The sequence below is a fragment of the Acetobacterium sp. genome (assembly GCF_041752335.1).
Taxonomy (GTDB): domain Bacteria; phylum Bacillota; class Clostridia; order Eubacteriales; family Eubacteriaceae; genus Acetobacterium.
Map to the genome: position 1 here is coordinate 14,362 of NZ_JBGSHG010000117.1, position 25,762 is coordinate 40,123.

24 protein-coding genes and 1 riboswitch are annotated in these 25,762 nt (G+C 44.0%); of the genes, 10 read left to right on the forward strand and 14 right to left on the reverse strand.

What is annotated here, in order from left to right; genetic code table 11:
* Positions 1 to 143: 143 nt before the first annotated feature.
* A complete protein-coding gene (locus ACEW8F_RS14100) occupies positions 144 to 863 on the forward strand; it encodes a response regulator transcription factor (protein WP_373484123.1) in 720 nt (239 codons plus the stop codon).
* A complete protein-coding gene (locus tag ACEW8F_RS14105; protein ID WP_373484101.1) occupies positions 860 to 2,218 on the forward strand; it encodes a sensor histidine kinase in 1,359 nt (452 codons plus the stop codon). Before ACEW8F_RS14100 ends, ACEW8F_RS14105 begins: the two co-directional genes overlap by 4 nt.
* 11 nt (positions 2,219 to 2,229) lie before the next feature.
* Here the strand turns inward: ACEW8F_RS14105 and ACEW8F_RS14110 are convergent, their stop codons facing one another.
* Both ACEW8F_RS14110 and ACEW8F_RS14115 read right to left on the reverse strand, forming a co-directional pair.
* Positions 2,230 to 3,243: a type I glyceraldehyde-3-phosphate dehydrogenase gene (locus tag ACEW8F_RS14110; RefSeq protein ID WP_373484102.1), complete on the reverse strand. Its 1,014-nt coding sequence runs from the start codon at positions 3,241 to 3,243 to the stop codon at positions 2,230 to 2,232.
* 1 nt (position 3,244) lies between these two features.
* Positions 3,245 to 4,306 carry an AbrB family transcriptional regulator gene (locus ACEW8F_RS14115; RefSeq protein ID WP_373484103.1) on the reverse strand — a complete coding sequence of 354 codons (1,062 nt, stop codon included), beginning with the start codon at positions 4,304 to 4,306 and terminating at the stop codon, positions 3,245 to 3,247.
* A gap of 221 nt (positions 4,307 to 4,527) precedes the next feature.
* On the opposite strand from ACEW8F_RS14115, the gene ACEW8F_RS14120 reads away from it, so the two are divergent.
* Positions 4,528 to 5,466 carry a substrate-binding domain-containing protein gene (locus ACEW8F_RS14120; RefSeq protein ID WP_373484104.1) on the forward strand — a complete coding sequence of 313 codons (939 nt, stop codon included), beginning with the start codon at positions 4,528 to 4,530 and terminating at the stop codon, positions 5,464 to 5,466.
* Between the two features lie 122 nt (positions 5,467 to 5,588).
* On the opposite strand, the gene ACEW8F_RS14125 is transcribed toward ACEW8F_RS14120, so the two are convergent.
* From ACEW8F_RS14125 to ACEW8F_RS14155, 7 genes are all read right to left on the reverse strand, one after another.
* On the reverse strand, positions 5,589 to 6,173 hold the full coding sequence (locus ACEW8F_RS14125; RefSeq protein WP_373484105.1) for a biotin transporter BioY: 585 nt from the start codon (positions 6,171 to 6,173) through the stop codon (positions 5,589 to 5,591).
* Between the two features lie 10 nt (positions 6,174 to 6,183).
* Positions 6,184 to 7,164: a biotin--[acetyl-CoA-carboxylase] ligase gene (locus ACEW8F_RS14130; protein ID WP_373484106.1), complete on the reverse strand. Its 981-nt coding sequence runs from the start codon at positions 7,162 to 7,164 to the stop codon at positions 6,184 to 6,186.
* 117 nt (positions 7,165 to 7,281) lie between these two features.
* Entirely contained in the window at positions 7,282 to 8,769 is a 1,488-nt protein-coding gene (locus ACEW8F_RS14135) for a hypothetical protein (protein ID WP_373484107.1), read from the reverse strand.
* Entirely contained in the window at positions 8,770 to 9,708 is a 939-nt protein-coding gene (locus tag ACEW8F_RS14140) for a glycosyltransferase family 2 protein (protein WP_373484108.1), read from the reverse strand.
* 340 nt (positions 9,709 to 10,048) lie between these two features.
* A complete protein-coding gene (locus tag ACEW8F_RS14145) occupies positions 10,049 to 11,314 on the reverse strand; it encodes a Sapep family Mn(2+)-dependent dipeptidase (protein ID WP_373484109.1) in 1,266 nt (421 codons plus the stop codon).
* Positions 11,315 to 11,370: 56 nt separating this feature from the next.
* A complete protein-coding gene (locus ACEW8F_RS14150; protein ID WP_373484110.1) occupies positions 11,371 to 12,636 on the reverse strand; it encodes a Sapep family Mn(2+)-dependent dipeptidase in 1,266 nt (421 codons plus the stop codon).
* Complete coding sequence (locus ACEW8F_RS14155) at positions 12,626 to 12,871, reverse strand: DUF1653 domain-containing protein (protein WP_373484124.1); 246 nt, start codon at positions 12,869 to 12,871, stop codon at positions 12,626 to 12,628. Before ACEW8F_RS14155 ends, ACEW8F_RS14150 begins: the two co-directional genes overlap by 11 nt.
* A gap of 127 nt (positions 12,872 to 12,998) precedes the next feature.
* Here ACEW8F_RS14155 and ACEW8F_RS14160 point away from each other — a divergent pair, with 127 nt between their 5' ends.
* Together ACEW8F_RS14160 and ACEW8F_RS14165 are read left to right on the forward strand one after the other, a co-directional pair.
* Positions 12,999 to 13,373, forward strand: coding sequence for a hypothetical protein (locus ACEW8F_RS14160; RefSeq protein WP_373484111.1), 375 nt, complete (start codon positions 12,999 to 13,001; stop codon positions 13,371 to 13,373).
* A gap of 83 nt (positions 13,374 to 13,456) precedes the next feature.
* Positions 13,457 to 14,086 (forward strand): DUF975 family protein, encoded by a 630-nt coding sequence (locus ACEW8F_RS14165; RefSeq protein ID WP_373484112.1) that lies wholly within the window; start codon positions 13,457 to 13,459, stop codon positions 14,084 to 14,086.
* 72 nt (positions 14,087 to 14,158) lie between these two features.
* Here the strand turns inward: ACEW8F_RS14165 and ACEW8F_RS14170 are convergent, their stop codons facing one another.
* On the reverse strand, positions 14,159 to 15,577 hold the full coding sequence (locus tag ACEW8F_RS14170) for a sigma-54 interaction domain-containing protein (protein ID WP_373484113.1): 1,419 nt from the start codon (positions 15,575 to 15,577) through the stop codon (positions 14,159 to 14,161).
* A 214-nt stretch (positions 15,578 to 15,791) separates the two neighbouring features.
* Between ACEW8F_RS14170 and ACEW8F_RS14175 the strand changes: the two genes are divergently transcribed.
* The 5 genes from ACEW8F_RS14175 to ACEW8F_RS14195 all read left to right on the forward strand — a co-directional run bounded on the left by ACEW8F_RS14175 (position 15,792) and on the right by ACEW8F_RS14195 (position 21,867).
* Positions 15,792 to 17,243 carry a trimethylamine methyltransferase family protein gene (locus ACEW8F_RS14175; RefSeq protein ID WP_373484114.1) on the forward strand — a complete coding sequence of 484 codons (1,452 nt, stop codon included), beginning with the start codon at positions 15,792 to 15,794 and terminating at the stop codon, positions 17,241 to 17,243.
* 53 nt (positions 17,244 to 17,296) lie between these two features.
* Positions 17,297 to 18,586 carry a nitrate/nitrite transporter gene (locus tag ACEW8F_RS14180; RefSeq protein WP_373484115.1) on the forward strand — a complete coding sequence of 430 codons (1,290 nt, stop codon included), beginning with the start codon at positions 17,297 to 17,299 and terminating at the stop codon, positions 18,584 to 18,586.
* 99 nt (positions 18,587 to 18,685) lie between these two features.
* On the forward strand, positions 18,686 to 20,206 hold the full coding sequence (locus ACEW8F_RS14185; RefSeq protein WP_373484116.1) for a BCCT family transporter: 1,521 nt from the start codon (positions 18,686 to 18,688) through the stop codon (positions 20,204 to 20,206).
* Between the two features lie 155 nt (positions 20,207 to 20,361).
* Positions 20,362 to 20,991 (forward strand): B12-binding domain-containing protein, encoded by a 630-nt coding sequence (locus ACEW8F_RS14190; protein ID WP_373484117.1) that lies wholly within the window; start codon positions 20,362 to 20,364, stop codon positions 20,989 to 20,991.
* A gap of 63 nt (positions 20,992 to 21,054) precedes the next feature.
* Complete coding sequence (locus ACEW8F_RS14195; protein ID WP_373484118.1) at positions 21,055 to 21,867, forward strand: methyltetrahydrofolate cobalamin methyltransferase; 813 nt, start codon at positions 21,055 to 21,057, stop codon at positions 21,865 to 21,867.
* Positions 21,868 to 21,989: 122 nt separating this feature from the next.
* On the opposite strand, the gene ribE is transcribed toward ACEW8F_RS14195, so the two are convergent.
* The 4 genes from ribE to ribD are packed head-to-tail and all read right to left on the reverse strand — an operon-like array spanning position 21,990 to position 25,471.
* Positions 21,990 to 22,457, reverse strand: coding sequence for a 6,7-dimethyl-8-ribityllumazine synthase (gene ribE, locus ACEW8F_RS14200; protein ID WP_373484119.1), 468 nt, complete (start codon positions 22,455 to 22,457; stop codon positions 21,990 to 21,992).
* A gap of 23 nt (positions 22,458 to 22,480) precedes the next feature.
* Entirely contained in the window at positions 22,481 to 23,683 is a 1,203-nt protein-coding gene (locus ACEW8F_RS14205; RefSeq protein WP_373484120.1) for a bifunctional 3,4-dihydroxy-2-butanone-4-phosphate synthase/GTP cyclohydrolase II, read from the reverse strand.
* 32 nt (positions 23,684 to 23,715) lie between these two features.
* Positions 23,716 to 24,378: a riboflavin synthase gene (locus ACEW8F_RS14210; RefSeq protein WP_373484121.1), complete on the reverse strand. Its 663-nt coding sequence runs from the start codon at positions 24,376 to 24,378 to the stop codon at positions 23,716 to 23,718.
* 4 nt (positions 24,379 to 24,382) lie between these two features.
* Complete coding sequence (gene ribD / locus ACEW8F_RS14215; protein ID WP_373484122.1) at positions 24,383 to 25,471, reverse strand: bifunctional diaminohydroxyphosphoribosylaminopyrimidine deaminase/5-amino-6-(5-phosphoribosylamino)uracil reductase RibD; 1,089 nt, start codon at positions 25,469 to 25,471, stop codon at positions 24,383 to 24,385.
* Positions 25,472 to 25,635: 164 nt separating this feature from the next.
* Positions 25,636 to 25,751: riboswitch (FMN riboswitch) on the reverse strand.
* Between the last annotated feature and the right edge of the window lie 11 nt (positions 25,752 to 25,762).

Below are 25,762 nucleotides of genomic sequence, written 5' to 3' on the forward strand. Positions count from 1 at the left end.
TTGTATACCTTTATGATAGCCGATGAACCTTACGGCGGGTTGTCCCCGGCCTTACTTTTACCTTAATTTTGATCGCTTGTGCTAACACCAACAATTTTATCGGGTATAATAACTTGGGGGTGATTAGTATGGAAACAATTAGGATGAAAACAATTTTCGAAGCAAAGCTTCTGGTTGTCGATGACGAACCGGAAATTATCAAGCTATTAAAAACAATCCTTCACCAGGCAGGCTTTGCTCAGATTATCAGTGCCGAAAACTGCCAGCAGGCGCGGGCGCTTTTTGCTTTAGAAAAGCCCGATGGGGTAATTTTTGATGTAACGCTGCCGGATGGCGACGGGTTTTCGCTGATGCAGGAACTGCGGCAGCAGTCAAATGTGCCAATGCTGTTTTTGTCGGCCCGGGATGAGGACGAGAACCGGCTCCTGGGGCTGGGGCTGGGGGCTGATGATTACATTACCAAACCCTTTCTGCCCCGGGAACTGGTGCTGCGTTTAAGCGGAATCCTGCGGCGGGTTTACCAGCCACTGTTGACTCAGTCACTACCGGAAGAACGTCTGGTGCTGGGGGCGGTGACCGTCAATTTTAAAAGCGGCATCGTGAAGACTGCTGATGGTGAAAAAGCCCTAACTGCCAAGGAGCATGCCCTGCTGAAAAAACTCTGGGAAAATCAGGGCAATATCGTCACCGCCGACAGCCTCTGTCGCAGTGCCTGGGATGATGATCTCTATGGCTATGAAAACACCCTGATGGTCCACATCCGGCGGCTCCGGGAAAAAATCGAGGTGGATCCTTCCCAACCCCAATACCTGCTGACCATCCGGGGCATGGGTTATAAACTGGCCAGGGAAACCAGGCCATGAAAAGTCTGCGAAAAATCATCACCCGTTCGATTCTGCTGACAGCCGCCATTGCACTCTTGTTAGTCGCCATCAATCTGGCGTTCACCACCAACTGGATGTTTAAATATTCTGGAAGTCAGCCCCTTAAATATGCCATTGCCGATATTTCCGATGGACTCACCAACACCGAGGGGACTTATGCGCTTAATCCCTCTGCCGCTGCGATGATGGAAGAACAATATGCCTGGGCGATGCTGATTGACCGGGATGGTCAGGTGATCTGGAACAAAAACCTGCCTGGGGATATTCCCCGGCACTACACCCTTACTGATGTGGCCTCCTTCAGCCGTTGGTATCTTAACGACTACCCGGTCTCAGTTTGGGAACATCCCGACGGTTTACTGGTTCTCGGCGACCCTAAAAGTAGCATCTGGAAATACAATATTACCTCCACCGAAGATACCATTTCCCATGTCCCCGGTTTACTGCTCGGTTTTTTGATCTTGAACGTACTGTCGGCCCTGGTGCTGGCCTTGTTTCTGGGACTCTGGCTCTACCGCAAGCTGAAGCCCCTGTATAACGGCATTACCGCCCTGCCAAAAAAAGAACCCCTGGCACTGCCCACCGGTGGAGTTACCGGGGAAGTGGCAAGGATTCTTAATGAAACATCGGTGATTCTCAGCCAGCAGGAAAAACAACTGGCCCACCGGGATCAGGCTCGGACGGAATGGATTGCCGGGGTTTCTCACGATATCCGTACCCCGCTGTCGATGGTGATGGGCTACGCCAGCGAACTGGAAAACAACCCCAGCCTGCCCGCCGCCGAACAAAATCAGGCTCGGATTATCCGTCAACAGAGTCAACGAATCAAGTCCCTAATCAGCGATTTAAACCTGGCTTCCAAACTAGAGTACAATGCCCAACCGATGGAGCTGGCTCGGGTTTCGCCCGCTGCCTTAATCCGGGGCGTAGCGGTGGATTTTATCAACGATGGTCTCACTGCACCCTACACCCTTTCCGTCGATGTGATCGAAGAAACCAACAGCCCCATTTTACTTTGCGACCAGACCCTGCTTCGTCGGGCGCTGACCAACCTGATTGACAACAGTATCCGGCACAATCCCCGGGGCTGTGATATCCGGCTTTCGGTGACCATATCCACGAACGGTCTGGTGATTAAAGTCAGTGACGATGGCAAAGGCTATCCCCCTGAACTGCTAGAAAATTCAGGGGGATTGGATGAATCGCTGTTACTCGGAAACCACGGTTTGGGACTGATCATTGTTCGTCGGATCATGAAAATCCATGGCGGGAGCGTTGTTTTTGAAAATCTGCCCGATGGGGGCTGTGCGGCGGCACTTGTTTTTATCTCTTGATGTGGTTTATTTTATAAATTAGAGTAGTATTGTAAAAGTCTTACCAATTGACTAACAAACGAATTTTCATTATCAAACCATGCTGAAATGCGTACTTGATACTCATTATCATTGATTTTGCCAACCAGTGTTTGTGACGGATCGAAAATAGCGGCAAATGTGTTGCCAACAATATCAGAGGAAACATACTCTTCTTCAGAATATCCAAAGACTTGAGAAGCAGATGAACGCATTGTTTTGTTGATCGCATCGGCAGTTATATGTGATCCCATCACGACAGCGGTAAAGGTAATCAGACAGCCTACTGGAACCGGTACCCTAACGGCTGAACCAATCAGTTTACCATTTAATTCAGGGATCACCCTGCCGACCGCTATTGCCGCTTCGGCGGTAGTCGGGATAATATTATCAGCCGCAGCTCTTGATCTTCTGAAATTTCCTTTTCTTTGCGCATTATCCTGGAGCATCTGAGTGGCCGTATAACCATGTACCACTAGCATCATACCGCTCTGAATGGGGGTGTAGTTATTAAGCACTTTAACCATCGGCGCTAAAGCATTGGTTGAACAGGAAGCGCCTGAAATAATGGTATCTTCATTTGAAAGCGTGGTTTCATTCACCCCATAGACAATTGTGGGAATATCGGTTCCGGCCGGAGCGGATAAGACAACCTGTTTGGCACCAGCGTTTAAATGAGTTTGGGCTTTTTCTCGGGAAAGATAAGCGCCGGAGCATTCCAGGACAATATCGATGTTCAAATCTCTCCATGGTAGCTTAGAAGCATCCTGCTCTTGAAAAAACGGGATTTTAAGATCGTCCACTGAAATATAATTTTCGCCCGAATCAACGTAATCTGCCATATCAAACTTACCTTGGGTCGTATCATATTTTAACAAATATGCCGATAAGTCTGGTTGGGTAATATCATTAATTGCGACAATTTCAAATTCTTCTAAAAAATATAGTTGCCGAAACGCCATCCGGCCAATCCGACCAAACCCATTAATTGCAATTCTAACCGTCATTTTATATTCCTCCTTGTGCAAAATGCAAAATTAAACCAATGATTTGCGGGAAAACCGTCATCACAACGACGGCTCTCACGACCTGTAAAATAATAATATCGGTGTTTTCAACGCCGAGTTCTGCTGATATCAGTGCCATATCCGATGCGCCGGCAGGCGTGGTGATTAGCATCGCTTCTTTTTGAGTGAAACCGCAGGTGCGAGAAATCAGCTTACCAGTTAGAAAACAGTTGGCCATATATCCGACAATGACAATCAACAACGGCAACAACAGGTATCGCAATTCCAATAGATTGGAACTGCTGATGGTGCTACCAAGATAACAACCACTGAGCACTTGGGCAATTTTCTTAGCCCAGCGGGGAATGTAAGCAAAGTCGAAATATAATTTTAGAACCAATACTGAGATAATGGGAAAAACAAAAGTAGCGGATGGTAAACCGGAAGCGTTCCCTAACAGACCGAAAATTGTGGCCACCGCCAATGTACAAAGAAACGCCTGCCAGGATCTTGTTTTTGATTTCTGACGCTTTGCCGTATAAGCTTCTCTGCCTGCCAGCGCCTTGTTTTTTTTGCTTCGTTGATCCCATGCAAAGATAAGTCCCGGTAACACCGCGATACCGAGAATTTGACGGGCCAATTGCATGACAGCAACTTTGGGTCCATCAGCGCCCATTGCCACGGCTATTATGGGGGTGTCACTGATTCCGCCGGGAACCACTGACATCAGTGAAGTTGCTAAATCCAAAGGACTGGTATAATAAATTAAAAAGCCCGCTGTCAGATTTAATATCAGCAAAGCGATCAGCATGATCAGCGCCGGTTTCCAGATTTGCGGTAACCGCTTCGCATCGCTTTTTTCCATTATGCAACCAATGAAAGCTCCGGCAATAATTTGCACAATGATTTTCGTTTGACTGGGCATATAAGCAGCAGCAAAAAAAATATTTAATATTGCTGCGCCGATCATTGAACCAATCAAAAAGCCACCAGGCACTTTTAACTTGTTGAAAATAAATCCCAGGACGCCACCAAATAACAAAGTCAGCAACAGATTAAACATACAATTTTCCTCCAATAACGACGTTAGATAATACGAAATAATGCCAAATGATAGATAAGATAAATTTTATAGGCTTATTAATGGGTTAATATCTGCTATTTTAGCATCGGATTTATTGAAAAACAACAGCATATGGTGTATTATAGGACTATCAGACATGGAATACACGAAATAGTGCGAATTAGTACGAAATAACATAAAGTTAAAGTGAGGAAAAGTGTATGGAAAAGGAAAAGGCGTTTTCAACCCAACAGGTAGCGGATCTACTTCATGTGAGTAAGAGCACCATTTACAAACTGATCCATCAGGAAGAAATCAATTATTATAAGATTGGTCGAAAAATACGATTTACTCAGGAGGATATTGATACTTATATTGGCAAAGCCCGAAATCAGCAGGATGGATTTTTGAAAAAAAGTTTTGCTAATGAAGAATTGATTTTCAGCGGATTACAAAGCGAACGAAGTTTTGTTATCTGTGGTCAGGATTTAATTCTGGATGTCTTATCAAATTATCTCCGTCTTAACGGCGTACCTGCTTTGCGCGCTTACATCGGCAGTTTTGAAAGTTTGCTTTCCCTCTATCAAGATAAAGTTCAAGTCGCTTCTACGCATTTGTGGGACAGTGATTTAGATGAATATAATGTCTCTTATGTGCGCAGTTTTTTGCCGGGGATCCCTTGTCTCGTTGTTCATTTAATCAGTCGGATGCAGGGATTTTATGTGAAAAAGGGCAATCCCAAGCAGATCAAAACATGGTCAGATTTTGAGCGTGAGGATATTTCCATCATTAATCGGGAGAAGGGAGCCGGCTCCCGAGTTTTATTAGATGAACATCTGCGATTATTGCGAATTGACAGTAGTAAAATAAATGGCTATCAAAATGAAACATCTTCTCATTTGACGGTGGCCAGTGCGGTCGGAAGAGGTGAGGTTGATGTCGGCGTCGGCAATGAAAAAATAGCCCGACAAGTTGACAATGTAGAGTTTGTACCGATGCAGAAAGAGCATTATGATCTGGTTATTAAGAAGTCAATTTTGAATACTCCCGAAGTTAAAACAATGCTGAAAATTATTCGATCGAATGAATTTAAAAAAGAATTTGACAATATTGGCGGTTATGATGCCAGCCGGATGGGTAAAGTTGTGATTGAAACTTAATAACGCAACTTTCCCAGCCTAATTGAATAAAGTGATCAATTTAGGCCAGGATGTCAGAAACCGCCGCCAATTGTAAGTTGCGGTATTCAGAAAACGATCGAGCGGATTCCGGAATAAAAACATTATTTTGTGAGCATCCCTTGCCGAATCACCGGTGCCAGTCGTTTGGCCAGCAGCACGCTCACGGCGATCTTAATCAGATCCCCCGGCAGCGTCATCACAAAGCCGGTCATCATCAGGGTGGCCGCGCCCACCGGGGTGTTGAGGTAATAATTGGCAATAATATAATACCAGGTCAGTCCCAGCGCGTAGATCACTGCGGTTCCGGCTAAGGCAGCAATGACCATCGGCACGGTTCCGTCACTGGTGTTCTTTTCAGCCACCCAGCCGGTGACAAAAGCCCCCAGGGCAAAGCCGACAAGATAGCCAAAGCTTGGTTTTAATACATACATCAAACCGCCGCCACCGGAAAACACCGGCAGACCAGCCAGACCGAGAATAATATAGACCAGCACCGCAATCAGCCCGCCGCGGGATCCCAGCAGCAGACCGGCCAGAATGACAAACAAGGTCTGGAGGGTAAAAGGGATTCCCGGCAAGGGCACTTTAATCATCGCCCCTACCACGATCAATGCGGAAAACAGTCCGCACAGCACCAGCATTCTTATATTAAGGGTATTTTTATTGATTATATTTTTTTCGATCATTTCTTCCATCCTATTCTAATTTCCTAATACTGATTTCTCCTGAATTCAGGGTTTCCGTCTGTCCAAATTGATTTCTGATCATCAAACCGCCTTCGTCACTGATGTCCAGGGCGGTTGCCACTTCCCACTCATTGTTCCGAAAAACCTTAATCTGTTTTCCTAAAACCATCGAGTGGGTTTTGTATTCCTCTAAAAAATTCCGATTAGTCAGATCGTCACAGATAGTTAAGACCTCGTTGATAATTTCCGCCGCCAACCGATTACGGGTCAGGGCATCCGGTTTTTCATTAAACAGCGTCCCGACAATATCTTCCAGTTCTTTGGGCAACGCCGCTTCCGGCTGTTTGAAATTCACCCCGATACCGATGATCACAAACTCGAACTGTCCGTTCTCAAAGTTGGTCACCGCCTCGGTGAGAATCCCGACAATTTTCCGGTCGCCCCGGTAAATATCATTGACCCACTTGATCTGGGTATCAATACCCGTCACTTTTTTGATGGCCCGGCAAACCCCCACCGATGCCCCGGTGGTTAACAGCACCGCATCACGGGCGGCCACATCGGGTCGCAACACCAGGCTTAAATAAATCCCGCTTTTGGGCGGTGAATAAAAGGAACGACCCATTCGGCCCCGTCCCTGGGTTTGCTCTTCAGCGATAATAACAGTTCCCGTTTTTGCCCCTTCCAGTGCCAATTTCTTGGCTTCCTGATTGGTGGAACCAAGGGTTTGATAAACAATCAGTTCAAGCTCCTGATTGGTCGGGGACAGCCAGGGGTGTATCCCTTCCGCCGACATCAGATCTGATTCGCTTTTTAACCGGTAGCCTTTGTTGGTGGTGGACTCTATTTCATAACCCGCTTCTTTTAATGTTTTGATGGCCTTCCAGATGGCCGACCGCGAGACATTCATGGTGCTGGCCAGCACTTCTCCGGAGAGATAGATTTCGCGATTTTCTTCCAAGGTTTGTAATAATTTTTGTTTTGTCGACATTTTTTTCACCTCGGTTTGTATTCTAACGAAAAAAAAGCCTATTGTCAACCACTTTTGTTTTAGTGGTCGACAATAGACTTTTCGTCCCGGTTATCCAATTTTATTTACTCATTTTATTTACTCACTTTTGCGATGGTATAAAGAAATGACCGTATCCTTTGCAATTAATTCATATTTCATCCCCAGAACAGCATAGAGCGTCTGGTTTTGTTGGGGATCATTATTTAAAACAATCCATTTAGGCGGATCATTTTCCAGTAGCGTATTGGTATCAATAAGCACCTGCGGATCGTACCGACCCCACCATTCCTGCATCGTAAAATATTTATAACAGGGGGTGATCTCCGCCTTTAGAAACCATCCGGCGGGCACTGAATAGCCCAAAACACTGTCTAAATCGTCAGCCGGGATTAAATTCTTGATGGTCAGGGCATCTTCATAATAGCTGTTGTTCGGTTGTTCGGCCGCAATTTCCCGAACCGTCTGATATGCAAAGTTCAGGTAGATGCCCACCGTTATCAGCAGCAGCGCCAATACTCCGACTAGCACCACGCGATAATTTTCTTGAATCAGTATTTTCCCATTTGTTACATAGAGCTCAATCAGTAAAATAATGGCCAAAACAAAGCATGGCGTCGTTAAGATAAAATAATGGTAGAAAACCCCGCCCAGTAGCAGCGAAAAAAAGGTTATCAGGGAACCGGTGATTAATAACCAGCCGATTTCTTTACCTGCTTTTTTCAGCAAATAATAAACACCCATACCAAAGGAAAAAATCACCGGGGAAATGCCATAACCAAATTTTACAAACTCTGTTGGTGTTGATATCCCCGATAGACCGCCAGCATATTTCAGATTAAACAAGAAGGTTCCATAAATCATATCGCCCAAAGCATGATTGGCCAAAAAATAAATAGCTACCAGCGAACAGACAAAAAAAGAACCGCTAAGAAATGTCAGGACATTATCAAAAAAATTGCGAAACGACTTATTAGCCAGCAATTGGATCATTACAACTAAGACGATCGCACCAATAAACACGCTGTTGTTTAAGCGGATAAAGATGATCAGCGTAAAGCAGATCCCATACACCAGCGCATAGATTGGTGGATGCTTGGCCTTTCCCAGGGGCTCTAACTTAAAATATTTGGTGGCCAGGTATAGCGGCAAGAACAGTAACGGCAAACTATATTCCTCGGTTAAGTTTCCCCCTTCAAAGGTGGCAGCCAGAATCAACAAAAAGAAAACAACCGGAATCCAGCACCACTTTTTTGCTAAAAACAATCGCCCCATTTTAAAAATCAGCACCAGGTTTGCGGTCATAAAAAGCCATTGCACCAAAAAGTTGCCAAAACGATTGGGATAAATCCACCATCCTAAGGCTTCGATAAAAAACATAACCGGCCCCTTATGATCAAATAAATCCACATAGGGAATGTAACCAGCTGTCATGCCCTTGCCAATCAGTAAAAATATCGCCGAATCTGAGATACCAAAATTATCGATAAACAGGGGGCTGGTTCCATAAGCAAATACCAGTAGAAAAAGAACCGCGATTAAAGCCAGAATTCCATAGTCCAGAAGCGAATTTTTGGATGTCTGCATTTAATTGCGTTCCTTAACAATGAAAATGGGTCTTTTTTTTGTTTCCAGATAAGTTTTGGCCAGGTATTGACCCAAAATCCCAATGCTGAATAACTGAATCCCACTGATCAGGAAGATCAAACACACCAGCGAGGCCCACCCATAGGCGGAACCATGCCATAATATTTCCCGAATGATGATCACGACAATGGCCACAAAGGATAGTCCGCAAAAAAGCAGCCCCGTGGCTGAGGCAAAGGCCAACGGTGCGGTTGAAAAACCGATGATCCCTTCCATTGAATAAAGGCATAATTCCCAAAAAGACCACTTGGTTTTTCCGGCTGCTCGCTTAGCATCCTGATAGGGCAGCCATTTTGTCTTGAAACCAACCCATTCAAAAATGCCCTTTGAAAAGCGATTATACTCGCCGACCGCCAAAACGGCTTCGACCACAAAACGCTTCAGCAGTCTAAAATCTCGTGCCCCTTCGACAATTTCCATACCGGTCATCCGATTGATCAGCTTGTAAAAGCGTTTTGCAAAAAAAGAACGAATGTGGGATTCTTTGGCGCGGCTTGCCCGACAGGCTGCCACACAGTCAAAATCCTCATTAATCAGAGCCTCATACATGGGCATGATTAATGCCGGCGGATCCTGCAAATCGACATCCATAATCCCGACATAGTCCCCTGAGGCATATTTTAGCCCGGCATAAATGGCGGCTTCTTTGCCAAAATTCCGGGAAAAGGATACGTACTTGACGCGACGATCTTTTTTATTGAGATCTTTTATGATCGTCAGGGTCTTATCTTTAGAACCATCATCAATAAACAGAATCTCAAAATCTACCGTTGGCATCTGAGAAATAACCTCATTCACCAGCGTATCATAAAAAAGGGGAATGACCTCTTCTTCACAATAACAAGGAATCACCATACTTATTATTTGTTTCTCCATCATTCTTCACCTTAAACATTATTTTAATCCGTCCTCAAAAACGCAACAAATCTCTAAAAAACACAAAAATCTCTAAAACACAAAATACCTTTGTAAAAAAATAAAATCCTGTCTTTGATTTTCAATTGGGTTTCAAGACAGGATTTTAACTGCTAATTTCTTTTATATATACCACGAATAATCTTAACGAATCAAAAAAGCCCGTAGTTTCTCGATTTTCTTGCAAAGTCTTAATAATTGTTATGGCGAGATTTCTTAGCGCTGTTCGGCTGCTAACTAAAAAAATCGATTATCAGCCATTATAAACAACGGTCGATACTCGATTTTGTAGTATCTTACTAATTTACTGCGCCAGCACTTCCAGGGCCTTGACAATAATATCAAAGTTTTTCGCCATGCTGTCAATGCTCCAGAATTCATCAGTCTGATGACAGGTGTTGATCTCACCAGGAAAGACGCCGCCAAAAGCCACGGCATTATCAAAGGCCCGGGCATAGGTTCCGCCGCCCGAGACAATCGGACCGCTGGTGTCGCCAGTGTAGTCGGCATATACTTTTTGCAGTGATGTGACCAGAAAACTTTCCTGATCCACATGCAGGGGCAGGGTTTCATGGTCCATTTTCAGGGAAAAGCCGAGATCGACCGTGGCTTTCTGGATCGCTGCGCAAAGTTCGCTGCTCTTTTTCGTCACTGGGTAGCGGATATCACACCTAAGCACGGCGATATTCTCATCCCCATAAGCAATGGCCGGATTGAGGGTCAGATTGCCGGACACCTGATCCGAAAGGTTAATCCCAAAACCTTCGGGGGTCGCCCGCTCAAGAAGCTCCAGCAGCGGATGCTGAATGCCCGCCGCCCGTAATTCGTTCGCCAGTTTAATCAGGGCGTTGTCACCCTTTTGGGGATCGGAAGCATGGGCGGATTTACCTCTGGCTTCATAGGTCTGGCCGTCGTAATCAGCCCGGGCAACATCCGGAACCGAATTGATCTGTTTACCGCTACTTAAGTTTAGTACGGGTAGGCCAGCCTCCAATTCTTTTTCAAAAATCACATTCATGATGCCCTTTTCCGCAAAAATAACCGGGTAACCGGAATCCGGTGAGAAGGAGTAGACCGGTGTCTCTTCGGTTTCTTTGTAGCGTTTCATACAGGCCCAGCTACCGCCTTCTTCATCGCCGCCGATAATCAGACGAATCCGTTTATTAATCGGAATCTGGGCATCTTTCAGGGCTTTCAAGGCAAACAAAGCGACCATCGTAAGGCCTTTATCGTCCAGCACGCCACGGCCATAAATCGTATCGCCGTCAATGGTTAAGTCAAACGGTGGCACAGTCCAGTCGTCGCCTACTTCCACCGTATCAACATGCGTGATCGCGGCCACCATGTCCGGCCCTGTCGCGAATTCCACGTAACCGCAATAACCATCACAGTTTTTGGTGGTCAAACCAAAACTTTTGCCTAACTCCAGAACGTAATTGATGGCCTCATTGATCCCGGTTCCCAAAGGCGCTTCTGCAGTGACCGCTCCAGCATTGGCGTTCACTGACTTTATTTGTAACAGGCCTCGTAAGGCCTCTAAAACGGCTTGTTTATCAAAATGAATGGTCATGTTTTTCCCCATTTCTTATTGCTATGATTTAGGGTTACCGCATGGCCACCCTGATATTATTGTACCAGACTTTCCAGCGCTTTGGTGATAATATCAAAATTCTTGTTCATGCTGATAATGCTCCAGTATTCATCGGTCTGATGACAGGTGTTGGGTTCCTCGGGGAATCGTCCCCCAAAGGCCACAGCATTATCAAAAGCCCGGGCATAGGTTCCCCCGCCAATCGCCTTGGGCCCGGAAGTATCGCCAGTATAGTCTTCATATATTTTCTGCAGCGCATCAATGAGATAACTTTCTTTCTCAATATGCAGCGGTGGTAAATCATAATTGATGTTAACGGTAAAACCCAGAGGGGTAACGGCTCTTTCAATATGGTCGCGGATATCCGTGCCTTTCATCGTTACCGGATAACGGATATCGCACTTAAGCACCGCCTTTTCCTGATTGACATTGGCAATCGATGGATTGATGGTGAGTTTGCCGGAAATTTCATCTTCAAAATCGATATTCAGTCCTTCGGATGTCGCAATGTCGATGAGATCCAGAAAGGGGTGTTCCAGCCCCAGCACTCTCAGCTCACTGGCCAATAAAAACATCGCATTGATCCCCTCATGGGGCTGAGATGCATGGGCTGGCTTACCGGTACTTTCATAAACGGCATCACTGACAATGGCCTTGGCGTAATCGGGGACGGTGTTGATCTGATTGCCGCTGAAAAAGCCCAGGTTATGAATGGCGGGCTCAAGATGCTTTTTGATGCAGACATTCAGAATGCCCTTTTCGGCATAAATGGCCGGATACCCGGAATCCGGTGAAAAGGCATAGGTCGGCGCTTCTTCGGTGGCCTTGTAGCGGTTCATACAATGCCATTCCTCCCCTTCTTCATCGCCACCAATAATCAGCCGAACCCGTTTATTGATCGGGGCGCCGCTATCCGCCAGGGCCTTCATGGCATAAAGTGCCACCAGGGTGGGCCCCTTATTGTCAATGGTGCCCCGTCCATAGGCCTTATCCCCGTCAATGGTCAGATCAAAGGGATTCACCGACCAACCATCCCCCACCGGAACGGTGTCCACATGAGTCAGAATTCCAATCATTTCAGCGCCTTGACCCATTTCGATGTAACCGCAATAACCGTCACAGTTTTTGGTTTTAAAACCAAAGCCCTCGCCCAGATTCAAAACATAGTTGATCGCTTCATTAATGCCAATACCCAGGGGCGCCCCCGGCATAACAAGCCCGGCATCAGCGTTGGTCGAATCGATTTGCAGCAACCCCTTCAGGTCGTTTAACAGGTCTTTTTCTCTAAGTTTATAATTCATCTTTTTTTAATGATGCCTCTCCAATGTATTCAAAACGTTTCATTTCGACTCCATCTTTTACAATGATTTCGTTCCACATGACGGCGGGCCGAACCCAAAGCCCGCCTTCGCCATATAATGGCCGGTAAACCACCATGGCTTCCAGGGTTTCACTATGGCTGCCAACCCCGATAACCTCATATTCATTTCCCTTATAATGCCGATATCGGCCAAGTTTAATAGCTGCTTGTTTCATCAACTGATCTTTCAACTTTCTCTTCCTTCTTCCCGTAAGTCGTGATATTATATACAAAGATTCTTAAGAAATTGCCACACTTTTCTTAAGCGTATCGATCAAAATTTTGAATATTAAGGAGTTTCTTATGCAAAAATGTTTTTCATGCGGAATCGAACTTGACGATGATGATATCTATGAAGTAAAAGGCAAGATTTTTTGTGATGACTGTGCCTTAGGCCAGCATAAACTGGTTCAAACTTGTGACCCCAGCGCCGTTCACAGCGCCAAGCTCGATCGTCAGCGATCCGGCCACACCGGAACCCAGGGCCTGACCCCCCGTCAAAAAGAATTCTATGAATACATCGTCGCCAATAATGGGGTAACCGTTCCCCAATTTGTTGAAAAATTTGGTCTGACCACCGAGGAAGTCAGCGCGGAGCTCAGTGTTCTAAGACATTCTGAGCTGGGCAAAGGTCAAAAAAGAGCCGATGGTGTTTATTTTGTGACCTGGGAATCCTGATTTTTAATACCAATAAAAATGCCGGGCGAATTTTTCAGCCGGCATTGTATTGTTGATTATAAAAAAAACAAAAGGAGAATTTTATGAAAACGAGACAGGAAATTAAAGCCATCGCCAAGCAGAGCTTTTCCGAGAATTATTGGAATTGTGTTGGCGCAACCGTACTGGCATTTGTTGTAATTGGTGCTGCTTCCGGAGTGACGTCCTTTTTGGGCGGGCTGGGTGGCCTGATTGTCTGGGCTCCGATGATGGTTGGCCTGCAATTTTTTTCACTCTGGATTTACCGCGCTGAACTCCCCGCCCCGACGATTGAAGACATGTTCAAAACCGGTTTTTCGGACTTTGGACGAAAACTGGGGGGCATGCTGTGGATGGAATTATTTGTTTTTCTCTGGTCTTTACTCTTTGTTATACCCGGCATTATTAAGTCCCTCGCCTATAGTTTTACCCCCTATATTCTGGCCGAATACCCCAATGTACCGGCAACAGAAGCCGTTAAAATTTCGATGCGGATGACCGAGGGCCACAAGGGCGACATTTTTGTGATGTCCCTTAGCTTCTTAGGATGGTTTTTGCTGAACGGATTCACCTTTGGTATTCTTGGTATCTTCTATGTTAACCCCTACTTCTTTACCAGTATGGCTGGACAATATGAAGATCTCAAAGAACTGGCGCTTCAAAATGGCGTGGTTAGCCTTGACGAATTGGCTTAATCTCGATCTTCTGAATTTAGACCCTGTTATTTGAAAATTCTTCAAATAACAGGGTCTCTTTATTGTTTTATTCTATTCTTTATTTTCAATATCCCCGCAATACTGATTGATTAACCGATTTGCCTTTGTTTGGCTTAACCCCAATGATAAGCCCAGCTCTCGGCTGGTAGGATGTTTTTTATAGTAATCTCGGATAACTGATTTTTTAACACTTTCAATAATATATTCAAATGAATCAGGATTGATTCCTTTAGGTTCTTCTATTTCATCCAGTATAAACTCAGGCAGGTGATTAACCATAATCGTGTTTCCACTGGTCATGATAAATAGCAATTCGACCAGATTTCTTAGTTGTCTGACATTTCCTGGCCAGGAATACTCTAGAAGGATCCCAATCACATTTGGTGAAAAATCTTTTACCTTTCCGTATTTTACATTGTTTTTATTCAAATAGAATGACAAAAGTGGTAATATATCATCTCTTCGCTCTCTAAGGGGCGGGATCGTCGTTTTCGAAATATTGATACGCCAATACAAATCTTCGCGGAAACGCTTTTCTTTAACAAGTTTGTCTAAGCTTTGATTTGTTGCTGTAATGATGCGGATGTCAACCGATTTAATCTCTTGGCCGCCCACCGGAATAAACCGTTTGTTTTCAAGCACATCCAACAGTTTTGCCTGTAAACTCGGTGCTAAATCTCCAATTTCATCTAAAAACAGGGTTCCCTGATCAGCCATTTCAATCAGGCCTATTTTTCCTTTTGGGTTGGCACCAGTAAATGCATACGGCGCATAACCAAAAAGTTCTGACTCTAATAAATTTTCTGGAATTGCTGCACAATTAATTTGGATAAATGGTTTATTTTTCCGAGTACTGTTTTCATGAATAAATTCTGCCATCAGACTTTTGCCAGTACCTGATTCTCCTAAAATCATGACTGGTACATCCGATCCCGCCACACGTCTCATCTGCACCATAATTTTACAAAAATTATAACTGTATCCGACAATCTCGCTTTGAAATTTACTTTTTTTCTTTTCAACAGGATGACTTTTTGTTTCAAAAGCATCAATATCAATGTTTTTATAACTGATATCATATTCTTTAGCTTCTTCCTGAACAATACACAATACAAAACTGATCTCGCCGTCATCATCAAAAACTGGTGTCACGATGGTTGTTATTTCTTTTCCCGTAATCAAGTATGTCTGTTGCGCAAAAATTGTTCGCCGTTCTTCCACACATCTTTGAATGGCCGGAGGACTCCACTTACCTCTCCAGAGGTCATGATTGTTTTTGCCAATAATATCCTCCGGTTTAAGGCCATAGTTTTTTATCGAGTTTGGATTTACATAAATTATTTTTCCTTCTTTATCCGTAACATAAATTTCGTTACAACTATTTTCCAATATGTCAATATAGAATCGCTTATCCAAACTGTTCAAATAGTCCCAATATTCTGCACTATGTTTAAAGCTAGTTTCTTGCATATTCGCTGACCTCAATACCTCTCATTTTTTGAACCAATTTCGACTCATATAGTTCATCTAAACACGCCCTATTATATAATTTTAACTCAGAAACCTCAAATCATTTAATCGTTTTCTTTGTAATATCAATTGTTTTTAAGATTTTTAATACTTGGCACAATCCTTGCTTTAATTATTTGCATCAGTCAAAATAAAATTTTAAGGAGAAAACGAAATGTTAAAAGGCAATCTATTTGATCAATTCTATTCTAAAGATGATGTGGAGCTAATTCATGAAAGCATTATGCGAGTACTAACGGAAATCGGTGTTAAGATTGAAGATGAAGAAGCACTTGAAATTTTTAAAAACCATGGGGCAAAAGTAGAGGGTGATCTCGTTTATATATCCGAAGACTTACTGATCAAATCCCTGTCGACTATTCCAGAATCTTTTGAAATTGTTGGCATCGAAAGCAAGTTAACGCTGGGTATTGGACAACCCTTGGTTGTGGCTCCTACCAATGGTTGCCCCACGATTGAAGATTTTGAAGGAAATTATCGCAATACTAACGCTGATGACCTGGTCAATTTTTACAAAATCATCAACACCAGTGAAGTGTATGGCATATCCAGCATGGTTGCCGCCGATATCCCCGGTTTCGAAGATATTCCTGATGAGTCTGCCATGGCTCAAATGGCTATGCTGGCCAAATATTCACGAAAGCCCATGTATAATATTCTCGGTATCACACCACATAATTATAAGAAGGGTAATGCCAAAGTCGGCTCCCGGGCTTGTATTCAGCTGGTCAAAGAGTATCTGGATAATCATCAGGATTATGTATTGTACAGTGGTATGTGTGTCCTTCCTCCTTTAACTGTCGGGGGCGATGCGATTGAACATTATCTCGCCTTTGCCGAAGAAAAACAACCGGTCAATGTCACAACCTGCTCAATGTCCAACATGACAGCGCCACCTTCGTTAATGGGTTCCATCGTCGCTGATTTTGCGAATATGCTGGCTGTTGCTGTACTGATCCAGCTAAAATCCCCGGGACTACCAGTGGTATTCAGCCCCTTCTCTTCCATCGCCGATATGAGAGAAGTCCGTTTGTCTACTGGAGCACCTGAGTTTATGCTGATTTGTTTAGGTCATTTAGCAATGGGCAATTATTATCGCATTCCAATGCGAACTGGCGGTTCGCTGGCTGATGGTTTTACTTTTGATTATCAAGCTGGTGTAGAAAGCACCCTGGGGGCATTGACCGCAACATTAACAAATGCCTGTATTCTCCCCCATGCTTCCGGCGACTTGTCTAACTTTAACCTCTTAAGTTATCCAAAATTTATGATGGATGAAGAAATGCTTCGGTATATGCGTCGTCTCCGCGAAGGTGTGCTGATCTCGGAGAAAAAGGCCAGTATTGACCTCTTAAAAAAGATTGGCCCCCGAGGCAATTTCCTGCAGGGTCGAACGCCAAAGGACTATAAAGAAGAAACCTATCTAACAACACCCGTATTTAATCGGGGGGCTTGCAACGAAGACGGACGGAAAAAAGCCGGTGACATTAAAACGAGAGCTAAACAAGTTTATGATCAGCGAATCGAAAGCTATGAATTGCCAGACATCACTAAAAAACAAAAAGAAATTCTAAACAAATACCTTCCCAAAAAATATCAATATTAAGAATACTGATGGGAGCGATTCATGTCGCTCCCCAATGAAAAAGGAGGATTCTCATGAATAAGAAAGAAGTTACCTATCAGAATCTCAGTAAGTGGCACCGGTTTCTGTTGATTTTTATCTCAGGTGCAGGAAGCGGGATTATTTATATCCCAATTTATATGAAAAATGTATTTTATGAGCCCTTATTAATCGGCCTGAATATTTCAAATGCAGAATTAGGCTTTCTATCCGGCATGTACGGTATCATGGCCACCATTCTATATATTCCCTGCGGAATATTAGCCGACAAAGTCCGGCTACGAACTTTAGCATGGGTCGGATTTGTCAGTACTTCATTATTGGTATTCTGGTATGCTACCATGCCATCCTACACCATACTGGTTCTGATTTTTGCCCTTTTTGCCTTTACCACAATCCTGCTCTTCTGGGGTTGCCGTTACAAATTATTGCGTTTTTCCGACTCTGAAGAAAACTATCCGGCCGTTGTTGGATTCAGCTATGCCCTCTATGGATTAGGGGGATTATCAATTAATTCAGTCGCCTTGATTATATTTAATGCAACCCCCGATTACGTCATCGGTGTTCAATATTCTCTGATGTTTTTAGGTGCTGTTATTTTAGCTCTCGGTATTCTTTCGTTTTTCGCGATTCCCCGTTTTGAGGACGAAATTATCACTGATCCAGCAAAAAAATTCAATATCAATGAAATGCTGACGGCTATGAAACATCCCGGTGTCTGGCTCGCAAGCATTACCTTGTTCTTTGTCATGATTGTCTATATGGGTATGAATTATACAACGCCCTATATGACCGATGTCTTTTTGGCCCCCTTAACCTTAGTCGGAATTGTCGGGATGATTCGATATTATGGTATTGCCTTAATTTCAGCGCCATTATTAGGCGGTATTGCTAAGAAAAACAGTTCTCCTTCTAAAACGATCCTAGTTGCCATGATCGGGGCTGCAATTTGCTGTTTTGCTCTCGTTTTTCTGCCTCAAACTGCAAGTTTTTTAATTGCCTCAATCGTCATTATTCTGGTGCTTGGTTTTCTGGCTAACGGTGCTTATGGTATCGCCTCATCCGTTCTGACTGAGACACATGTCCCACCACATATTTTTGGAGCTGCTACCGGAATGCTCTCAGTCATCGGATTCCTGCCCGAAAGCTTTATGCATCAACTCTTTGGTAGTTATATTGATCAATATGCGAATGGCGGTTATAGCATCATTTTCACTATCCTCGCGGCAAGTGGCGTTATCGCAGTGATCTGTTGTGCTGCGACCCAATTTTACATAAAGAAGTCACGTAGCCGAAAAGAAGATATAAACCTGGAACTTTCTTGATTTCTAACATATCTATTCATCATCTATTGTCCTTTTCAATGGATATAGGTAGTTTTTTTTAAATTACCTATATCCACAAAATTATAACGGAGGTATACCTTGAATAAACCAGATAAAGCAACCGCAGATAAAACAATGATCGGTATCGTTCTCGTATTTGTAAGTATAGTTTGTTTATGTTTATTTATAGCTCCTGATTATTCAAAGGCATCGATTCAGTCAATGAATTACTTTATTACCAGCAATCTGGGATTTATCTATATCTGGATTGTTCTGATTTCAATTGTTCTCTGCCTCTACCTGGGCGCCGGACAATATGGTTCGATTCAATTAGGCGCCGGAAAAAAAGAGTACAGCGAATTTTCATGGGCTTCGATGATGTTCTGTGCTTCCATGGCCGCCGGTTTTATCTATTGGGGAAGTATTGAATGGGTTTTTCATTACATGGAACCGCCTTTCGATATTGCACCCTTAAGCACCACCGCAGCAGAGTATGCTGCAACGCTGCCTCTTTTTTATTGGGGGTTTTCGGCATGGAGTGTCTATTTGATTCCCGCCGTCGTCTTCGCTTTTGTTCACTATAATCTGAAACAGGAGAAGTTCGATGTCAGCAATGCCTGCAGACCGATTCTTGGTGATCGCGTCGATGGCCTGCTCGGTAAGTTTATCAATATTTTTTTTCTATTCGGTATTATCGGTGGTGTCGGAACCGCACTTGGAATTGGTTCACCTTTAGTCTCTGCCTGTCTTAACAAGCTTTTTGGATGGGAAGACACCAATCTTCTTCGCTTTGGTGTAATGGTTCTTGTCACCGTTATTTTTACCATCAGTGCCTATAACGGGATTAAAAAAGGGATAAAAATTTTAAGTGATATCAATGTTTTCTTGATGCTGGCAGCTGTTTTATTTTTATTCATTACTGGAAATACCGTATTTTTTTTGAAAATGCAAACCACCTCACTTGGAATTTTGTTAAGTCAATTTGTTAAAATGAGCACTTATATGGATCCCATTAATAATAGCGGCTACACCGAATCCTGGACGGTTTTCTATTGGGCATGGTGGATGTCTTATTCTCTGTTCATGGGATTATTTATTGCCAAAATATCTAAAGGCCGTTCGATTAAGCAAGTTATTTTTGGTGGTCTGGGCTATGGGTTCATGGGTTCATTCACTTTCTTTTCAATATTCGGCAATTATTTTATGGAGCAGCAGCTTAGCGGAACATATGATGTAGTTAAAGGAGTTCTTGAAAATGGCGGGCCAACAACCGTTGTCGATATCTTTAGCAAGGCTCCTTTTGGGTTAATTTTGGTCTTTGTTATTCTGATAACATCAATCATATCAATGGCAACTAATTTTGATTCTGCCGCGTACACAATGGCTATGGTCTCCTCAAAAAAAATTCAACTGGGTCAGCGCCCAGGTAAAAAACTAACAATTTTCTGGGCTCTTTGTTTGGCTGCCATACCTATGACTTTAATGATTTTTGGCGGTTCACTCATTGAGCTACAAACCCTGTCGATTATTCTGGCTTTGCCAACCTGTGCAATATACATCGTTCTGGTTCTCAGTTGTTTTAAACTATTAAAAGAATATGTTACGAATACCTCAAAATGAAAAACCGACAATTGCCACCAAATTATATCACTAAGAAAACGAACTACTATTGACATAGCTGACATAGCAAATTGCAGATTAACTGGCAAGACCACTATGTATATATCAATCATTCTGATTTTTATATAAAATTTAATAAGAGGAAGGTTATAAAAATGATGGATTTAAATGTATTAACTCAGGCCCTTGGAGATTTAGAAGATGATGTCGTTATGGAAATGTTGAAAGAACTATTAGCCACCGCACCATCGGAAGCAGAAGCATTAGAAGCGGTTACCGCTTGTCAGGCTGGTATGACCATTGTTGGCGATCTGTTTGAAAAAGGTGAGTATTTTGTTGGTGATCTCATTTTTGCCGGTGAATTACTGACTGAAGCAATCAATGTTCTGAAGCCGGCACTTGGCAGCGATGGATCAATGGTACAAGGCACAATTCTGATCGGTACCGTTCAAGGCGATTTACATGATATTGGAAAAAACATCTTTAAAAGCATGATCGAATCTGCCGGTTTTGAAGTCGTTGATCTGGGAATTGATGTTAAAACAGATGCCTTTGTTGAAAAAGCACTTGAGATCAAACCAGATGTTATCGGTATGAGCGGTGTACTGACATTGGCTGTTGATTCAATGAAAAATACGGTTGAGGCACTTAAAACCGCCAACATCGATGCCAAAATTATCATCGGCGGAAATCCGGTGACTCAAGAAAGTTGTGAATTTGTCGGTTCTGACGCTTATACTAACAATGCCGCAGAAGGTGTTAAGATTTGTCAAGGATGGCTTTAGAATATGTCAATAGATTTGATTATCTACTAAACAGTATTAAGAAAAATAGATAAGGAGACTTAGATGATTATTATTGGCGAAAAAATTAACGGTACCATACCAATTGTAAAAGAAGCGATTGAAAATAGAGATGCATCTTTTATTGCCGACCGGGCCATTAAACAGACAACTGCCGGAGCGAATTTTATTGATGTTTGTGCAAGTACCGCCCCAGAACATGAGATTGAAACGCTGAAATGGCTGATGGAAGTGGTACAGGATGCCACTGATACGCCACTCAGCATTGACAGTCCAAATCCACGAGTTATCGAAGCAGTTTTTAAATATGCCCAAAAGCCAGGAGTGATCAATTCCATTTCAGAGGAAGGGGACAAGTGTGAAGTCCTACTCCCACTTTTAGAAGGTAATACCTGGGAAGTGGTTGGTCTGACCTGTGATAACAACGGAATCCCGAATGACTTAGAAACTAAGGTTAACATTACCAAAACAATGGTGGAAAAGGCCACTAAATACGGTGTAACCCCGGATCGCATCCATATTGATCCCTGTGTTATGGCTTTATCAACCGATCATAAGGCTTTATTAAATTTTGTTGAAGAAATCAGAACCATCAAAGCGCTATTCCCTCAGATTCATGTAACTGGTGCAATCAGTAATATATCTTTTGGCTTACCGATAAGAACTTTAATAAATCAAACCGCTATGTCATATGCACTCCAGGCAGGTATGGATTCAGCTGTCCTGGATCCCCTGAATCTTGACATGATGGGAACGATCTTTGCCGCTAATGCCTTGCTTGGACAAGACAAACATTGTAGAAAATACAGTAAAGCTTATCGCACCGGACAAATCGCTTCGATAAAAAAAAGACCTTAGGAAGCCTTAATTTTAAATCATCGGAACACACAAGTGAAACTTATGCACTTCGAATACTTATCGAATAACGATTGGTATTTCGAAGTGCATTTTAAATTAAAAACCTAATTCTTCCTATTTGTCTAATTTGCTATTTCATTGATCAGATTGACCATTTCAATAGCCGACAAAGCACAATCATAACCTTTATTGCCAGCCTTGGTTCCCGCCCGTTCAATCGCCTGTTCAATGTTTTCGGTGGTCAGCACCCCGAAGATCACCGGTATTTCCGACTGCAGGGAGACATGGGCCACGCCCTTTGATACCTCGCTGCAGACATAATCATAATGGGTGGTCGAGCCGCGGATCACCGCACCTAAACAGATAATGGCATCATATTTTCTAAGCTTGGCCATTTTGGCAGCAATCAGGGGAATTTCAAAGGCCCCCGGTACCCAGGCCACGTCAATGTCCTCTTCCTTCACATCGTGACGCTTCAAGCCATCAATGGCTCCACCGAGCAGCTTAGATCCAATAAACTCATTGAACCGTGCCACCACAATTCCCACTTTAATTCCCTTTGATACTAACTTACCTTCATATACATTCATTGTCTTCTCCTTTTATTTGAATTTTAGTTATAATTTAGAATATGGCCCATTTTTTCCTGTTTGGTTTTCAAATAAAACAGGTCGTGGCTACAGGCTTCCATTTGGATGGGCACCCGCTCCACCATTTCCAGCCCGAATTCTGAAAGACCGTCGATTTTTTTAGGGTTATTGGTTAGCAGCCGCAGTTTTTTTATCCCCAGATCACTTAAAATTTGAGCACCAATATAGTATTCCCGCATATCTTCAGGGAAACCCAGTTCAATATTGGCCTGCACCGTATCCATGCCCAGATCCTGAAGGGCATAGGCTTTAAGCTTATTGATCAGGCCAATCCCCCGGCCTTCCTGACGCATGTAGAGCAGCACCCCCCGGCCTTCTTTTTCGATGGCGGTCATCGCCGCCCCAAACTGATCGCCGCAATCACAGCGAATCGAACCAAAGGCGTCACCGGTTAAACATTCAGAATGGACCCGACACAGCACCGGGCTATCGCCGCTCACATCACCCTTAACCAGAGCCACATGATGTTCGCCGTTAAGCTTGTTGACATAACCATAGGCCATAAACTCACCGTATTTGGTGGGCATCTTAGTGATCGTTACACAATCGACCAGTTTTTCATTTTGTTTGCGAAAGTTCTGCAGCTCCTTGATGGTAATGAATTTCATCTGATGGGTCTGGGCCAACTCGATCAGCTCGGTTGTCCGCATCATGGTGCCGTCTTCCCGCATAATTTCACAGCACAGACCGCATTCTTTCAACCCGGCCAGTTTGACCAGATCGACGGTGGCCTCGGTATGGCCGTTTCGTTCCAGCACCCCGTTTTCCCGGGCTACCAACGGAAACATGTGGCCGGGCCTCCGGAAATCTTCCGGTCTGGCATTCTCGTCGACGCACTTGATGGCAGTAACCGAGCGTTCTGCGGCGGAAATGCCGGTGGTGGTATCGACGTGGTCGATGGACACGGTAAAAGCGGTACCGTGGTTGTCGGTGTTATCCATCACCATTTGGGGAACGGCTAATTTTTTGACAAATTTTTCGCTCATCGGCATACAGATCAGCCCTTTTCCATAGACAGCCATAAAGTTGACGTTTTCGGTGGTGGCAAATTCAGCCGCACAGACAAAATCGCCCTCGTTTTCGCGGTCATCATCATCGGTAACGATGATAATTTTGCCAGCCCGTAAATCTTCCAGTGCTTCTTCAATGGTATTAAATTTAAACATAGTACCCTCTCTTATTTTAATTTTATTTTTTTCTAAAACCCGGCCTCAGTCAGAAAATCAATGGTCAACCCACTGGATTTTTCCTGGTTGCGGTCTGTTTTTGGGGCTGGATTCATCAGCAGCTTTTCGATGTATTTGCCGACTAGATCATTTTCCAGGTTGACCGGATCGCCGGGTTGCTTGAATCCCAGAACGGTGTGCTTGACCGTATGGGGAATAACTGACACGGAAAAGCTGTTGTCCGTCAGCCCGATCACTGTCAGGCTGATGCCGTCAATGGCAATCGAACCTTTTTCGATGATGTAGCGGAGTATCTGCTGGGGTGCGCCAATCTTAAAGATCACTGCATTATCATCTTTAGAAATTTGCACAATGTAACCAGTTCCGTCAATATGACCAGACACGATGTGTCCCCCGAAACGGCCATTGGCGGGCATCGCCCGTTCCAGATTGACGGCCGAGCCGCCTTTAAGATCACCCAGATTACTGCGGCTCAGGGTTTCACTCATGACATCGGCCATCCACTTATTGCCACAGAGCTGTGATACCGTCAGGCACACCCCATTCACTGCCACGCTGGCCCCCAGTTTTAAATCGTCGATGATGACCTCACCCTGAACCCATAACTGGGAAGACCGTTGACCCCTGATTATGGAGGTTATTTTCCCAACTTCTTCGATAATTCCTGTAAACATATCCTTACCTCTTCACATATTCGAGGCAGATATCTTCCCCGAAAATTTTTATTTTTCTGTCCGTAAATTGGAAGGCCTCAGAAGGCAGTCCCACGCCCGAACCTTCCACCGGGGTTTTAGCAGCGGCGCCGCCAAATATCTTTGGAGCCAGATAAACCTGGAGCTTATTAACAATGTCGCTTTTTAAGGCGCTGAAATTCAGGGCGCCGCCGCCTTCCAGCAGAATGCTGTCGATCCCTTCCTGCCCCAATTGCACCATCAGTTCCTGGAGATTAAGATGGTCCCCGGCTGGTGGAACTTCTAAAATTTTACAGCCCATAATTTCAAACCGTTTTATTTTCTTCTGATCCCGGGAGCTGGTGGCCAAATAGGTCGGTATTTTCCGGGCCGCTGCCACTACTCGGGATGACAACGGAGTACGCAAATGGGTATCGCAGATAATCCGGCTGGGGTTTCTGCCGCTATCGATCCGGCAGGTCAACTGGGGATCGTCCTTTAAAATTGTGTTGACCCCCACCATAATTCCGGTATATTCATTGCGGGTCTGATGGACCACCGCCCTGGCCTCTTCCCCGGTAATCCACTTGGATTTCCCAGTACGGGTAGCAATTTTGCCATCCAGAGTCATGGCGTATTTCATCAATACATAGGGGGTTCTGTTTTTGATGTAGTGGAAAAATACGGCGTTCATTTCCTGACAGGTCGTTTCCCTAACCCCGGTTATCACCGTGATCCCCTGCTGTCTGAGGATCTCAATCCCCTTGCCACTGACCAATGGATTAGGATCACTGGATCCAATGACCACCCGGCTGATTCTATTGTCAATGATGGCCTCAGTGCATGGCGGCGTTTTGCCATGATGACAGCAGGGTTCCAGGGTTACATACAAGGTTGCCCCAGCCGCCGACTGGGTGCAAGCCGCCAGGGCCTGCCGTTCAGCATGTAGCCCACCAAACTTTTCGTGATAACCGCTGCCGATGATCACGTTGTCCTTAACAATCACCGCTCCCACCAGGGGATTGGGATTTACCTGGCCCCGACCTCTTTTCGCCAGGTCAATGGCCAGATCCATATATTTTTGATGATTTTCCACAAGTTCTCCTTTCTCAAAAAAGAAAAATACCCTGATGTCATTCAGGGCAAAGGGTTTATTTGCAGGCTTCATTAATTTGAACGCTAGTATTTTTATATAAAAAAAGCTCTGAAATGATTACCATTTCAGAGCTAAATAAACAAAGCGATTAACATGCAAAACTTTATTATCTTCTTTCATCCAGACTTTAACTGTCGGCCTCGGAATTACACCGAATCATACCTTGCGGCTCGTGGGCTATACCACCGGTAGGGAAACTATCCCTGCCCTGAAGACTTCATATTTAATTGA

Bases quoted from the DNA above. Each gene is read 5' to 3' on its own strand.
- ACEW8F_RS14135 (WP_373484107.1), bottom strand. From the start codon at position 8,769: ATGCAGACATCCAAAAATTCGCTTCTGGACTATGGAATTCTGGCTTTA.
- ACEW8F_RS14145 (WP_373484109.1), bottom strand. From the start codon at position 11,314: ATGACCATTCATTTTGATAAACAAGCCGTTTTAGAGGCCTTACGAGGC.
- ACEW8F_RS14130 (WP_373484106.1), bottom strand. From the start codon at position 7,164: ATGTCGACAAAACAAAAATTATTACAAACCTTGGAAGAAAATCGCGAA.
- ACEW8F_RS14105 (WP_373484101.1), top strand. From the start codon at position 860: ATGAAAAGTCTGCGAAAAATCATCACCCGTTCGATTCTGCTGACAGCC.
- ACEW8F_RS14195 (WP_373484118.1), top strand. From the start codon at position 21,055: ATGATTATTATTGGCGAAAAAATTAACGGTACCATACCAATTGTAAAA.
- ACEW8F_RS14205 (WP_373484120.1), bottom strand. From the start codon at position 23,683: ATGTTTAAATTTAATACCATTGAAGAAGCACTGGAAGATTTACGGGCT.
- ACEW8F_RS14155 (WP_373484124.1), bottom strand. From the start codon at position 12,871: ATGAAACAAGCAGCTATTAAACTTGGCCGATATCGGCATTATAAGGGA.
- ACEW8F_RS14160 (WP_373484111.1), top strand. From the start codon at position 12,999: ATGCAAAAATGTTTTTCATGCGGAATCGAACTTGACGATGATGATATC.
- ACEW8F_RS14175 (WP_373484114.1), top strand. From the start codon at position 15,792: ATGTTAAAAGGCAATCTATTTGATCAATTCTATTCTAAAGATGATGTG.
- ACEW8F_RS14120 (WP_373484104.1), top strand. From the start codon at position 4,528: ATGGAAAAGGAAAAGGCGTTTTCAACCCAACAGGTAGCGGATCTACTT.
- ACEW8F_RS14140 (WP_373484108.1), bottom strand. From the start codon at position 9,708: ATGATGGAGAAACAAATAATAAGTATGGTGATTCCTTGTTATTGTGAA.
- ACEW8F_RS14190 (WP_373484117.1), top strand. From the start codon at position 20,362: ATGATGGATTTAAATGTATTAACTCAGGCCCTTGGAGATTTAGAAGAT.
- ACEW8F_RS14150 (WP_373484110.1), bottom strand. From the start codon at position 12,636: ATGAATTATAAACTTAGAGAAAAAGACCTGTTAAACGACCTGAAGGGG.
- ACEW8F_RS14170 (WP_373484113.1), bottom strand. From the start codon at position 15,577: ATGCAAGAAACTAGCTTTAAACATAGTGCAGAATATTGGGACTATTTG.
- ACEW8F_RS14125 (WP_373484105.1), bottom strand. From the start codon at position 6,173: ATGATCGAAAAAAATATAATCAATAAAAATACCCTTAATATAAGAATG.
- ACEW8F_RS14210 (WP_373484121.1), bottom strand. From the start codon at position 24,378: ATGTTTACAGGAATTATCGAAGAAGTTGGGAAAATAACCTCCATAATC.
- ACEW8F_RS14100 (WP_373484123.1), top strand. From the start codon at position 144: ATGAAAACAATTTTCGAAGCAAAGCTTCTGGTTGTCGATGACGAACCG.
- ACEW8F_RS14180 (WP_373484115.1), top strand. From the start codon at position 17,297: ATGAATAAGAAAGAAGTTACCTATCAGAATCTCAGTAAGTGGCACCGG.
- ACEW8F_RS14115 (WP_373484103.1), bottom strand. From the start codon at position 4,306: ATGTTTAATCTGTTGCTGACTTTGTTATTTGGTGGCGTCCTGGGATTT.
- ribE (WP_373484119.1), bottom strand. From the start codon at position 22,457: ATGAATGTATATGAAGGTAAGTTAGTATCAAAGGGAATTAAAGTGGGA.
- ACEW8F_RS14165 (WP_373484112.1), top strand. From the start codon at position 13,457: ATGAAAACGAGACAGGAAATTAAAGCCATCGCCAAGCAGAGCTTTTCC.
- ACEW8F_RS14110 (WP_373484102.1), bottom strand. From the start codon at position 3,243: ATGACGGTTAGAATTGCAATTAATGGGTTTGGTCGGATTGGCCGGATG.